9 protein-coding genes are annotated in these 13,471 nt (G+C 43.8%); 4 read left to right on the forward strand and 5 right to left on the reverse strand.

Annotation, left to right across the window (positions count from 1 at the left end):
• Positions 1 to 6: 6 nt before the first annotated feature.
• A complete protein-coding gene (gene secD, locus FTT91_RS02990) occupies positions 7 to 1,902 on the forward strand; it encodes a protein translocase subunit SecD (RefSeq protein WP_104852524.1) in 1,896 nt (631 codons plus the stop codon).
• A gap of 8 nt (positions 1,903 to 1,910) precedes the next feature.
• Entirely contained in the window at positions 1,911 to 2,888 is a 978-nt protein-coding gene (gene secF / locus FTT91_RS02995; protein WP_180169018.1) for a protein translocase subunit SecF, read from the forward strand.
• Between the two features lie 90 nt (positions 2,889 to 2,978).
• On the opposite strand, the gene FTT91_RS03005 is transcribed toward secF, so the two are convergent.
• From FTT91_RS03005 to cysM, 5 genes are all read right to left on the reverse strand, one after another.
• Entirely contained in the window at positions 2,979 to 3,632 is a 654-nt protein-coding gene (locus FTT91_RS03005; protein ID WP_180168947.1) for a 4'-phosphopantetheinyl transferase superfamily protein, read from the reverse strand.
• A 75-nt stretch (positions 3,633 to 3,707) separates the two neighbouring features.
• Complete coding sequence (locus FTT91_RS03010; RefSeq protein ID WP_180168948.1) at positions 3,708 to 6,014, reverse strand: bifunctional (p)ppGpp synthetase/guanosine-3',5'-bis(diphosphate) 3'-pyrophosphohydrolase; 2,307 nt, start codon at positions 6,012 to 6,014, stop codon at positions 3,708 to 3,710.
• A gap of 29 nt (positions 6,015 to 6,043) precedes the next feature.
• Positions 6,044 to 7,435, reverse strand: coding sequence for a 23S rRNA (uracil(1939)-C(5))-methyltransferase RlmD (rlmD, locus tag FTT91_RS03015; protein ID WP_096902674.1), 1,392 nt, complete (start codon positions 7,433 to 7,435; stop codon positions 6,044 to 6,046).
• Between the two features lie 6 nt (positions 7,436 to 7,441).
• Positions 7,442 to 8,317, reverse strand: coding sequence for a 3'-5' exonuclease (locus FTT91_RS03020; RefSeq protein ID WP_180168949.1), 876 nt, complete (start codon positions 8,315 to 8,317; stop codon positions 7,442 to 7,444).
• Positions 8,318 to 8,352: 35 nt separating this feature from the next.
• On the reverse strand, positions 8,353 to 9,285 hold the full coding sequence (gene cysM / locus FTT91_RS03025; RefSeq protein WP_179990032.1) for a cysteine synthase CysM: 933 nt from the start codon (positions 9,283 to 9,285) through the stop codon (positions 8,353 to 8,355).
• Positions 9,286 to 9,587: 302 nt separating this feature from the next.
• Here cysM and FTT91_RS03030 point away from each other — a divergent pair, with 302 nt between their 5' ends.
• Together FTT91_RS03030 and FTT91_RS03035 are read left to right on the forward strand one after the other, a co-directional pair.
• Positions 9,588 to 12,404, forward strand: a complete 2,817-nt coding sequence (locus tag FTT91_RS03030) for an ATP-binding protein (protein WP_180168950.1) — start codon at positions 9,588 to 9,590, stop codon at positions 12,402 to 12,404.
• Between the two features lie 196 nt (positions 12,405 to 12,600).
• Complete coding sequence (locus FTT91_RS03035; RefSeq protein WP_004974929.1) at positions 12,601 to 13,386, forward strand: crotonase/enoyl-CoA hydratase family protein; 786 nt, start codon at positions 12,601 to 12,603, stop codon at positions 13,384 to 13,386.
• Positions 13,387 to 13,471: the final 85 nt, after the last annotated feature.

Genomic DNA, 13,471 nt, shown 5'->3' on the forward strand with positions numbered 1-13,471 from the left:
AAATAAATGCGTTACCCAGCATGGAAATATCTGCTCATCCTCGTTGTTCTTGTGGTGAGTACATTATATGCCCTGCCTAGCTTGTATCCAGATGAACCTGCTGTTCAAATTTCAGGTGCCAAAGCTGGTACCCAAATTGATCAAAGCATCATACAAAAAGCAGAGCAAATTTTACAATCAGAAAATATTGCCAGTCATGACAACAGCTTTACCAACAATGCCGCATTGTTGCGTTTAGACACCTCAGAAGCCCAACTCAAAGCCAAAGAAGCTTTACGTCGCGGTTTAGGTGATGACTATGTCGTGGCGCTGAACCTTGCGCCAACCACACCAGAATGGCTACAAAAAATTGGTGCAAAACCAATGAAACTCGGTCTGGACTTACGTGGTGGTGTGCACTTCTTATTAGAAGTGGATATGGACAAGGCCATCAGCCAGCGTATGGAAACTTCAGCCACCGATTTACGCCGTCAATTGCGTGACAACAAGCTGAAATTTAATAGCCTTTCGCTGAATAACAACACCATCACCCTACAGTTTGCCAATAATGCAGACCGTGATGCAGTGATGGATTTCTTGCGTCGTAACGGCAATGAATACACACAGCAAGCTGTAGCCACCACAGAAGGCTCTAGCTTACGTCTGAACTATACCGATGTCCGTAAACAGGAAATTCAGTCGTATGCGGTCAATCAGAACTTAACTACTTTACGTAACCGTATTAACGAGTTAGGTGTGGCTGAAGCTTTGGTACAAACTCAAGGTAGCAACCGTATTGTAGTGGAATTGCCAGGCGTACAAGATACTGCTGAAGCGAAGCGTGTACTCGGTCGTACTGCGAACCTCGAATTCCGTTTGGTGTCTGACTTAAATGATCAATATATTGATCCGTACACAGGTCAGACTACAGGTACAGTACCACCTGGCACAGAAGCGTTTGCCTTTGAATCTTTGGACAGTGGTCGCCAATTATTATTGAACCGCAGCCGTATTTTAACGGGTGAGCGTGTTCAAAATGCGTCGAGTGGTTTTAGCCAAGATACAGGCGGTGCAGAAGTTAACATTACCCTTGATGCTGCGGGCGGTAAACTCATGGCAGATGCGACACGTAACGCTGTGGGTAAACGTATGGCGGTATTGTTTATTGAAAACAAACAACGTATTAGCTATGTGACCGATGAAACTGGCACACAAACTGAAGTACGCACCCCATATACCGAATCTGTCGTCATTAATGCTGCAACCATTCAGGCGGTATTGGGTTCGCAGTTCCGTATTACAGGTCTAGATTCCCCACAAGAAGCCTCTGAATTGGCCTTAATGCTTCGTGCAGGTGCCTTGGCAGCGCCAATGTACTTTGTTGAAGAACGTGTGATTGGTCCAAGCTTGGGTCAAGAAAACATTGATAAAGGCGTATTGTCGACTCAGATTGGCTTCATTTTGGTTGCAATCTGGATGGTGGTGTTCTTCCGTCTGTTTGGTCTGATTGCCAACTTCGCTTTAGTGTTTAACTTAGCCATGATTTTAACCGTCATGTCTTGGATTGGTGCATCACTCACCTTGCCAGGTATTGCGGGTATCGTCATCACCATTGGTATGGCGGTGGATGCCAACGTCTTGATTTGTGAGCGAATACGAGAGGAAATTAAGTGGGGCGCCTCGCCAAAACAAGCCATTGTGGCAGGTTATGACCGAGCGTATAACACTATTTTCGACTCGAACTTAACCACATTTTTGGTGGCATTCATTCTGTTTGCGATTGGTACAGGTCCAATCAAAGGCTTTGCTGTGACGCTCATGATTGGTATTGTCTGCTCGATGTTTACTGCAATTACAGTGACCCGTGCAATTGTACAAATCATCTACGGCAAAAAACGTAACTTGAAAAAGTTGAGCATTTAAGGAGATCACTGATGACTGAGAATACTCAACTGCCTTCAAAAAAATATGGCCGCCCTGATGATGAGCGCGTGATTCCGTTTATGAAGATTGCTTTGCCTGCGGCATTGCTTTCTATTCTATTAACGGTTGCCAGTATCTTCTTCATTGCCACCAAAGGTTTAAACTTAGGTTTGGACTTTACTGGGGGTATTGCTGCAGAACTCAACTATAGCAATCCAGTAAAAGCCACCGATGTTTCTAACGCATTGGTCAAAGCAGGCTTTAACGACCCTGTGGTACAAACGCTTGGTTCAGACCGCGACCTAATGGTACGTATGCCTGTGCAAGAAGATGTTGAAGCAGAAGACTTAACCAAAGCAATTACTGCTGCGGTACAACTACCAAATAACACGGCAACTGTGCCAAAGGTAGATGTGGTTGGTGGTCAAGTCGGTAATGAGCTGTACGTACGTTCTGCGGGCGCTGTAGCTTTAGCACTGTTATTGATGTTGGTTTATGTCACCATTCGCTTTGAATTCAAACTGGCAATGGGTGCGGTACTGTCATTGTTCCACGATATTATTGTGACACTGGGTATTTTTGCCATGATGCAATGGCCATTTGACCTGACTGTATTGGCAGCGTTATTGGCGATTATTGGCTTCTCACTCAACGATAACATTGTTGTATCTGACCGTATTCGTGAAAACTTCCGTAAAATCCGTGGTGCAACACCGCTTGAAGTGGTGAACATTGCGCTGACAGAAACCTTACGTCGTACCATTCACACCTCTATGACCCTATTATTGGTTGTAGTCGCGATGATGATCATGGGTGGTGATGGTCTGAAATGGTTCTCGATTGCGATGTTTGTGGGTGTATTTGTCGGAACATATTCATCTATTTATATTGGTACAGCCTTTGCCGTATGGCGCGGTCTGAACCGTCAGGACTTTATTGTTCAAGTCAAACCTGAATTTGAAGGTGAAGAGCAAGAAATTCCTTAATGCATTTCTGCTGACACCAACATTCAAGCCTATCTTCGGATAGGCTTTTTTGTGCCTTAGCATTGCGATATTTACGCTGACGTTGCGATGTTAATGCTGAATAATATGAATCTGTGGAAACTGAAAGCCTACGCAAGATGGCGCTGCTCGCCATGCTACGGTCAACATACAATCTGATAAACGAAAGTTTTGATAGGCAAAATGCCCAATCTGTGGATGATGACAAATGCCGCCCTGTGCATTGGGATGCATACGAGTATCCAACTCATTCAGGCTTAAACGAATCCCTAAACCTGATGCTTTCAGCACTGCTTCTTTAGTTGTCCAGACACGAAACCAATAATCAGCGTCTTGTTCCAAATCTTGCCAGTATTGGAGTTCATTGGGATGAAACGCATGTTGTGCCAAGGCATCGAAACGCACCTTACGGTCTAAGTCCTCGACATCTACGCCAACATCGAGCAATTCAAAACTGCTTACCAAAGCATAATGCTGACGGCTATGACTATGGTTAAACTGCAATTGAGGGAATGCTGTCAAAAATGGCTTGCCATGTGGGTTACGCTCAATATCGCTGTTTTGAATATCGTGTTCTAAGTATCCAGAAAGCAATTGATTCCGATGCCGATAAATAGCCTGTTTTTGCTGTTGAATCTGTTCATTGCGTGCAGTGCTTGGATCGGGGCTAAAAATCTGCTGAATGCGGCTAACATTCACACAAATTTTTTTAGGTGTTTTATTCATCCGCCCTTCTCCATTTTGGCTGAAATACGATAGAAAAAAACCAGCAAACATGCTGGTTTTTTAAAGCGTGCTCGCTTAGCTGCCTTGCACCAAACGACGTGCGCTGATAATCCCTGGTTGCTGCTCTAAACGTGCCAACAAACGAGAAAGTTGCGCCAAGCCTTTAACCTCAATTAACAATTTCATATTGGCGATACCATCACTTTCAGAAATAGTATTCACCTGACGAATGTTAATTTGATCGGCAAAAATCACTTGGGTTAAGTCTTTGAGCAAACCACGGCGGTCATAGGCTTCCACCACAATTTGCACGCTTTGACCACGGGTTGGCTGCATTTCCCAATCGGCTTCTACCGCACGTTCAGGTTCGTTGCCAATCATACGCACATAGTCCGAACACGCCACTTTGTGAATACTCACACCACGGTTCAGGGTAATATACCCCGCAATCGCTTCACCATGCACAGGCTGACAGCATTGTGCGATATGCAGTTCAACGTTATCCAAACCATCAATCAAAATGCCATGTGCCGATAAGGTATGGCTGGCACGTGGGTTCAAGGTTGGCTTCAACACCAGTTCAGGTTCATCCTGATCTAAGTGCATGTGACGATTGACCTGATTAATTAAGGCATGCAGGCTAATATCACCATTCACCAAACCAATCAGAATGTCTTCACCTGTTTTGACGTTAAAGTGATTGCAATAATCATTTAAATCAATACTTTTTGGATGAATCGCCAAACGTGACAATTCTTTATTGAGCACTTCACGCCCAACTTCCAGATTTTTACTGCGGTCTTGCTGTCTAAACCAATGACGCAGCTTATCGCGCGCACGTGCTGTCTTAATATAACCTAAAGAATTCACCAACCAATCACGGTTTGGCTCACGGTCTTTTTTGGTCAGAATTTCGACCTGCTCACCTGTTTTTAGGGTATAGGTCAGCGGCACATAACGCTGGTTCACCCGTGCGGCATAACATTTGTTACCCACTTCGGTATGCACATGGTAAGCAAAATCCAGTACGGTCGAGCCACGTGGTAACTCTTTAATGTCACCATCACGGCTGAACACATAAATTTTTTCAAAATCTTCAAACTCTTGGATTTGCTCAAAGTTTTCAGAATCATCATCATCTTTATGTGCGCTGGCATCATTACGTTCCTGATAATGTTCCAACACTGAACGTAAAGAATGTAGACGATGATTAAACGAATGGTCCGTCGCCTTAGAGCCTTCTTTATAGTTGAAGTGTGAACACACCCCCAACTCGGCTTCTTCGTGCATATCCATGGTACGAATTTGCACTTCCAGTGATTTGTTTTCTGCAATCACTGCGGTATGTAAAGAGCGATAACCATTGGCTTTCGGATTGGTAATGTAGTCATCAAACTGATGCGGAATATGTCGCCACAATTGATGCACAATACCCAATGAGTGATAGCACTCAGGAATGGTTTTGACCAAGACCCGTACAGCACGAATGTCATAGAGCTGATCAAAGCTCAGGTTTTTACTTTTCATTTTTCGATAAATCGAATAAATGTGTTTCACCCGACCACTAATTTCAGCATGAATACCGTTGTTGCCCAATTCTGTGCGCAATTGTGAAATCACACTTTGGATATAATTTTCACGCTCTAAACGCTTTTCATTCAGCAGTGTGGCAATTTCTTTATAACGGTCTGGTGCTAAATAACGGAAAGCTAAATCTTCAAGTTCCCATTTCAGTTGAGCAATACCTAAACGGTGTGCCAATGGCGAATAGATGGTTAGAATTTCACGTGCAACACGTTCCTGACGTTCTTTTGAAGCTGTGGCTAACTCACGTAAAGAATAGGTACGTTCTGCCAGTTTAATCAGCACAACACGCACATCTTCCGTCATGGAAATCAGCATTTTATAAATGCCAGTTAAATGTTCACGCTGATTGTTATTAAAGTGATCTTCTAGACGTTTGTTTTTTTCGATCAGTTCAGACAACTTACCCATCGACAAGGTGCCTTTGATCAAGCCATAAACTGCTTCACCAAATTCTTCACGCACTTCATCTAACTGCATGACATTTTCACGCACGCTACGATAGAGCATGGCTGCAGACAAAGTGTCTTCATCGACATGCAAGTGCGCTAAAATATTCGCCATCTCAATACCTGTATATAAGGTATGCGATGGATGACTGACGTCTGTTTCCAGCTCTTTTTTCAGGGTGTAATTGGCAACGCGTTCTAATTGTTCAAGTGCCGCCCCATCGTAAATCCCGCGTACTCGGTCTAGCCATTCTGCTAAATCCTGTCGGGCTTGCTCGGCATGTTCTACAGTCGTTTCCTCAGACAGTTCATTTAAACGTCCAGGAAGTTGTTCACGTACTGTGACCATACCCTTCTCCTACCTCTATGTACTTCATATTATAAATCGTTTATTTGCTTTTCTTTCTCAAACAAGGCAATGGATTCGACATGCCCCGTATGCGGAAACATATCCATCACGCCTGCTTTTTTCAATTGATAGCCCTGCTTGACCAATACACCTGCATCCCTTGCGAGTGTGGCTGGATTACAAGACACATAAACGATTCTATCTGCGCCAAATTTGGGCACATAATACATCACTTCCTCTGCGCCTGAACGCGGAGGGTCAATTAATAATGCCTCAAATCCTTGATTTGCCCAAGAATGATGCGAAAAATCTTTTGTTAAATCTTGTGAATAAAACTTAACATTGTCTAAATCATTACGTTGTGCATTCTCTGCACCACGCTGCACCATTTGCTCTGAACCCTCTACAGCAACCACCTTTCCTGTTGCACCTACACAACGTGCAAGCGGCAATGAAAAGTTGCCTAATCCACAAAACAGATCAAGCACCCGATCACCTGATTTTAAGTTAAGCAAATCACATGCCAGCTTAACCATTTGTGGATTAATTGTAGAATTGACTTGGGTAAAGTCTTGGGGATGAAAGCCAAAATTCACATCAAAATCATCTAAACGATAATGCAAACGCATTGCTGCGTGCGGATCATCAACCCGATGCAAACTGTCTGGGCCTTCAGGCTGCAAATACAATTGCCAGTGTTTCTGTAACGCAAACTGCTGTAACTGGTTGATATCGGCTGCAGATAGTTGTTCTGTATGCCTTACCACCAAAGCAATCTCTTGATCTCCCATTGCCAATTCTATATGACCAATATGGGCTTTGCCTGTTAGACTTTGGAGTAGCTGCTTGATTCGTGTTAACGAACCAAATGCCTGATCCAACACCATACAGCGGTCAATTGAGGTCAATTTATTGCTATTACGCTCACGAAAACCGACCACCAATTTGTCTTGACTGGCAATATAACGCACCCCAACACGGGCTTTACGGCGATAATCTTCACGCTGTGAACGCAAAGGCGCTAACCATTCTTCAGGCTGAATTTGCGCAAAATGTTGCAGATGCGACTGCAACACCTGTTGTTTGAGATGAATCTGCTCATCCAACTGAATATGCTGCATGCTACAACCACCGCAACGCTGATAATGCGGACACGGCGGCGTAACCCGTAATGCCGAAGGCTCACCCAGTACTTCTAGACACTCAGCTTCTTCTAAGCGCTTGTTACTATGCGTAATTTTTGCGCGTACTGTTTCACCCGGCAATGCGCCCTCAATAAAAACTGTTTTCCCCTGCTTCTCGGCTGGATGACCCGACTGAGCTGTGTAGTGTGCAATCCCGCGCCCTTCATGTGACAACGATTCCACCTGAAAGCAATATTCAGCCTGCTGCGTGGTACGGTTTTTACTGCGATGTTTCATATCAGTCTAAATATCGGAAGATGGGAGTGATTGAAAAGGCATCACGGAGTCATTTGAAGGCGTGCTGACACTTTTTTCAGGAAAATCTGTACGGGTAAATTCAGTTTGCTGCGAACTCTGCTGCCACACGCTTAAAAAGTCTGCATGCTGCGGCTGAGTATGCAAATATTGAATGGTGTGCTGTACCCATAAAGTATGCTCTTCAAGCAGTAACTGTCCTTTGAGCAGCAACCAACGCAAATAAATCAGCCAAGTATTTAAGACATCACCTTCACAATAACGTGTCAGCCTTGACCATTCACCGCTTTGCATAAATGCAGGAACATGATAGCCCGCATCTACACGCTTACCCGGAAAACCTAGCAAATACGCAATGTCATCCAACTTTTGGAAATGACGACCATTAAACATTGCCATCACATCCATTAAGTCGACATGACGCTGATGGTAACGGTTTTGATAATTGTTATAGCGTTTTTGCTGATCAATCTCGCCCTGATCAAATAAACTTGGTGCAGAGAGCCCGTGATACATGGCGCGGAATAAAATCACTGGCAAGTCAAACTGCGAACCGTTCCAACTGACCAAAGTCGGATGACGCTTATCAAAAATAGACAAAAACTTTTTCAGCATTGTCGCTTCGCTGTCGTGTTCACGGCTAAAGGAAAACAGCTTCATGCCGTGTTCATCAATCCACAAGCCTGAAATACACACAATTTCATGCAAAGGCAAACGCTGAAAATCGGTGCCCGCCTCTTGGCGACGCAACTTCATTAATGCTTGTTCAAGCTCTGCTTCGGGTAAATCGAGTTGATATAAATGCGCGCCTGACTTCAAATCGGTAACGGTTTCTATATCGAAAATCAGCACAGGTAAACGCATAAAATCTTACTCAATGGGTGATAGAAAAATGAATATCACGATTCAGCATCTTGAACAGAGAATAAACCTGTCGACAAATAACGATCACCACGGTCACAGATAATACAAACGACGACTGCTTCTGGGTTTTCTTCGGCAATTTTTAAAGCTGCCCATACCGCGCCGCCCGATGATGTGCCTGCGCTGATGCCTTCTTTTTGCGCCAATTTGCGCATGGTTTTTTCTGCTTCAATTTGCGGAATATCAATAATGCGGTCAACACGGCTGCGGTCAAAAATGGTTGGTAAATATGCTTCAGGCCAACGGCGAATCCCCGCAATGCTTGAACCATCTGATGGTTGTAAACCAATAATTTGAATCTCTGGGTTTTGTTCTTTTAAGTATTTAGACACACCCATAATGGTGCCTGTTGTGCCCATAGAGCTGACAAAGTGGGTAATTTTACCGCCCGTTTGCTGCCAAATTTCAGGCCCTGTGGTCAGGTAATGTGCTTCAACATTATCTGGGTTACCAAATTGGTTCAGCACCAAGCCTTTGCCTTCGCGTTGCATTTGCAAAGCCAAATCGCGCGCGCCTTCCATGCCTTGTGCTTTAGTCACTTCAATCAATTCTGCACCATAGGCACGCATGGCATCTTTACGTTCTTGGCTCATATTGTCAGGCATGATCAGCTGCATTTTATAGCCACGCATAGCTGCAACCATCGCCAAAGCAATGCCGGTATTGCCACTGGTTGCCTCAATTAAAGTATCGCCTGGTTGAATTTCACCGCGTTTTTCTGCCTGCATAATCATGTTGTAGGCAGGACGATCTTTAACAGAACCCGCAGGGTTATTGCCTTCCAGTTTTGCCAAAACCGTTGCCTGCGTATGACTTGCCAAACGCTGCAAACGCACCAATGGGGTTTTGCCCACATAATGATCTAACAAAAATTCATCACTTTGGAAATCTGATTGGGTATCAAGCATGCTCTGCACCAATATCAAGGTGGGCTTATTGTATGAAAATTTGCACCTTCCTGCACGTTTTTCACAGGCTTTTTATCAAAACAGCAATACTCTGCCGACAATTTATGCATCACTCACTGCCTACACAATTCTAGGCAAGATGAACACAATTTCAGATTGTCTTTTGCGGGATGGATGCAAAAAAATGCACACCGATTGATTGCGAGATGCAGCTGAACCACTCGCACCAAACAGATGAAAACACAGTCAGCAGAAATAAAGCATGCTAAACTGCCAAACATAGGGATTAAACTGCGTTAACCATGTCAAATATCAATAAAAAGTTATTTAAGCGCTTACATTTAAATCATGCTTATGGACAGCTGATTGCACTTATTTTTGTGCCAATTATGGTTTTGGCATGCGTCGGCACGATGCTAGTTTTATCTGAAACCTCGAATGCCGCAAAAGCACAGCAGCGACAAATGGCAATTGCGATTTTGACCCGTTTTGAGTTGCCATCTGAAGCAGCTTTGCATCAACTGGCTAGCTTTCCGTGGAAGTACGAAGAAGCACGTACTTTTATGCAAAACATGATGAACGAAAAACACTTGGTTCGTACTGCACTGATTGATGCTTCAGGTACACGCCGTTTAAGCATGGGCTTTCAAGATCAAGACGAATGGCCCCAATTCCCTAAAAATGCCGATTTTTTTGGCCCAATTCAATATAAAAACAATCATGTGTATGGCATGCAAATTCAGCAGGAAATCAACCGTCCTGCATGGTTGCTGATTGAACTAGACAATCAACCGCTACAAATAGCCCGTTATCGGGTCATGATTGTATTAATTGCCACAGGCTTACTGACTTTATTGCTGTTATTGCTGTGTCTGAACTTCTATTCACGTCGCTGGATTGCGCCAATGTATGAAATTCGCATGCAGCTACAACGCCTGAATGCCGATACGCTCGATCAACACATGGTCATTAACAGTACTGGCGAATTACGCTTACTGCAGCGGGATATTGCCAATGTGGTAAAACGCCTGCATTTCAGCTTTTTAGAACTCAAAGAACATACCGAACAAACCGAAGATGACTTGCGCCGCACCCTCGATACTTTGGAAGTGCAAAACATCACTTATCGTCAGGCACGTGACCAAGCGATTTCTGCCAACCAGTCTAAATCGGTATTTTTAGCTAACATCAGCCACGAACTCAGAACACCGTTAAACAGTATTGATGGCTTTATTCACCTGTTATTGCGTCAGGAAAATCTTAGCAATGAACAGAATTTATATTTACAGACCATTCGTAAATCATCGGCGCATCTTTTAGCACTCATTAATGACGTATTGGATTTTTCTAAAATTGATGCAGGCAAACTGGAACTGGATACCGCACCCTTTGATTTAGAAGAAGCCATTTTTGATGTGATGGATATGCTCTCGCCTTTGGCTGCGCAAAAACACATCAACATGGCCTTTTATTTTGCCGATAACGTGCCGCAATATGTGCTGGGCGATGCTTTACGTTTCAAGCAAATTTTAACCAATTTAATTTCCAATGCGATTAAATTCACCCCCGATGGTGAAATTATTGTACGGGCGCGGGTAGAACATGACGATATTGGACAATGCTTAATTCACTTTAGCGTCCAAGACAGTGGCATTGGCTTAAGCGGTACAGACCGTAAAAAATTGTTTGAGTCTTTCTCTCAAGGTGATACTTCGGTCACGCGTCAATTTGGTGGTACAGGTTTAGGTTTGGCCATTTCCAAGCAGTTGGTGCATTTGATGCAAGGTCAAATTGGCTTTGAAGACAATCAGGAACGCGCCCCAACCGAAAAAGGCTCGACCTTCTGGTTTACTGCCATGTTTGCGGTAGATGAAGCGCATTCACAGCAGCATCCAAACTTTAAAGAGATTCAAGTGGTTTCATATTTGGCGCACCCTGCCACAGCGAATGTCTTGCGTCATTATCTTGAAAATTATGCGGTGCGACATATTGAAGCCGCTTCAATTTTAGATTTATTTAGCCGCTTAAAAGATGTATCCGACCTGCAAGACAATACTTGGTTGATTGTTGATCATAGTGGCGACACCGAAGCTTTATTAAAAGAAATTCGTACCCGTTATCAAGGTAACTTGGCAGTGTATGGCTATCAAATGGCGCTAGACCCAAGTCTGTTAAATGAATATCGTGCGCGCGCTTTGTATCAACCGCTCAGTCGTTCAGCCTTAATTGACTTACTCAACAATGAAAACAGTTTTGATGAACAGGAGTCTGCATCATTTGATGGTAAAGGCCTGCACGTTTTAGCGGTGGATGACCATCTACCAAACCTGATTGTACTCGAAGCCTTGTTGGGCGAACTGAATGTGACCACCACCAAAGCGCAAAGTGGTCAGGAAGCTTTGGGGTTTTTGCAGCAACGCATTGAGCAGGGACAGCAACCATTTGACCTGATCTTTATGGATATTCAAATGCCTGTGATGTCGGGGGTAGATACCACCCGTGCGATTCGTTCTTTAGAATCGACTTTGGAAAATCACAAACGCTTACCTATTATTGCCCTCACCGCGCATGCTCTTGCCGATGAAAAGCAAAAATTACTCAAAGTCGGTATGGATGACTATGTCACCAAACCGATTCAGATTGAACAAATCATCCAAATTTTAACCCATTGGACCACGCAAAGTTTTAATAAGCCACCTGCAGTCGATAAAGCCATTGTGATTGAAGCGCTAGATCCACAGGTGTTGGATTGGCAACAAAGCCTAATGCTGGCAGCCAACAAAGAAGACCTTGCAGTGGATTTACTGAAAATGCTAGTGGATAGCTTTGCCACAGAATTACATGAAATTGAACAGCTGATTGAACTGGAAGATTTCCCACAACTCGAGCATGTGTTGCATCGTCTGTATGGTGCGACCCGCTATGTTGGCACACCGAACCTGCAAGAAGTAACAGGCTCATTTGAACAGTTTGTTTCGACCTTACGTAAAGAACGTCGTAAAGCCGATGATCTGTTTGTGCAAGAGGTCTTAAACCGTTATCAGGAATTACAAACCTGTATACAGCAAGTTGAACATGCAGCAGAACACATTTTTACCAAACATAATGCGGTGAGTTAGCCAACATCAAAGTGACATTCACCGCGAACGCCTCAACGAGAAGATACAGTTTGTAAGCACGACTCACCCAGCACTATTCACAAAAAAAAGTCACGTAATCAAAGGCAAGGTCGCAAGGCTTTGCCGTGACTCTGCTGTCATTTATCGCACTGCTGCCCATGTTATGCTTTGCCCAGTAAAAACAAGAGCTCACATCATGACCTTACTTCGTATCGAAAAAAATAACGGCATCGCCACAGTTTCCCTGAACCGCCCAGACAAACGCAATGCCATGAGTTTTGCCCTACTTAAAGAATTGGTGCGGACTGCCGAAAAACTTAAAAAAGACCGCAGCTTACGTTGTGTAATTTTAACAGGCGAAGCAAAGGTATTTAGTGCAGGCATTGACTTGGCCGACCTCAACAATCCACAAAACCGTGCATTTGCGGCTTGGGAGTTAATTAAGCCGGGGCAAAGCCTGTTTCAAAAAGCATTTCTCGTTTGGCAACAATTGCCTGTACCTGTAATTGCTGCAATTGAAGGGTATTGTTTTGGCGCAGGGATGCAATTGGCTTTGGCTGCAGATATTCGTATCGCGCATCCTGACACGCAAATGTCGATTATGGAAAGCCGTTGGGGCTTAGTGCCTGATATGGGGCTAAGCCGTTCATTAAAAGGTTTAATTGGTTTAGACCTTGCCAAAGAACTGACCTTAACTGCACGTATTTTTGATGCCAACTATGCCAAAGAAATTGGCTTGGTCACGCATTTAGATGCAACACCTTTACAAAAAGCACAAGCTCTTGCCGAAGAAATTGCACAGCGCTCTCCTGATGCATTGGCTGCAGCCAAACAAGTGCTGGATGCTATGGAACATGCGCCAAATAAATCTTTACGTTTAGAAAAAATTTGGCAATTAAAATTATTGCTGGGTAAAAATAGCCAACTGGCACGTAAAAAGGACAAGAACCCTGAAGTGACCTTTGCACCGCGTCAGTTTTGATTCAGTTCAAACACAACAGACTTTGACCAAAGGCTAAATTGACATTTCAAGCCAGACTTGTACTGTAGGCAAAAACGGAGAATCA

Origin of the sequence: Acinetobacter sp. YH12021, from assembly GCF_013420145.1 — a bacterium.
In the GTDB taxonomy this organism is placed as follows: Bacteria; Pseudomonadota; Gammaproteobacteria; order Pseudomonadales; family Moraxellaceae; genus Acinetobacter; species Acinetobacter towneri.

Excerpts from the sequence above, each read along its gene's own strand:
- secD (WP_104852524.1), top strand. The coding sequence starts at position 7 with ATGCGTTACCCAGCATGGAAATATCTGCTCATCCTCGTTGTTCTTGTG.
- FTT91_RS03005 (WP_180168947.1), bottom strand. The coding sequence starts at position 3,632 with ATGAATAAAACACCTAAAAAAATTTGTGTGAATGTTAGCCGCATTCAG.
- FTT91_RS03010 (WP_180168948.1), bottom strand. The coding sequence starts at position 6,014 with ATGGTCACAGTACGTGAACAACTTCCTGGACGTTTAAATGAACTGTCT.
- rlmD (WP_096902674.1), bottom strand. The coding sequence starts at position 7,435 with ATGAAACATCGCAGTAAAAACCGTACCACGCAGCAGGCTGAATATTGC.
- FTT91_RS03020 (WP_180168949.1), bottom strand. The coding sequence starts at position 8,317 with ATGCGTTTACCTGTGCTGATTTTCGATATAGAAACCGTTACCGATTTG.
- cysM (WP_179990032.1), bottom strand. The coding sequence starts at position 9,285 with ATGCTTGATACCCAATCAGATTTCCAAAGTGATGAATTTTTGTTAGAT.
- FTT91_RS03030 (WP_180168950.1), top strand. The coding sequence starts at position 9,588 with ATGTCAAATATCAATAAAAAGTTATTTAAGCGCTTACATTTAAATCAT.
- FTT91_RS03035 (WP_004974929.1), top strand. The coding sequence starts at position 12,601 with ATGACCTTACTTCGTATCGAAAAAAATAACGGCATCGCCACAGTTTCC.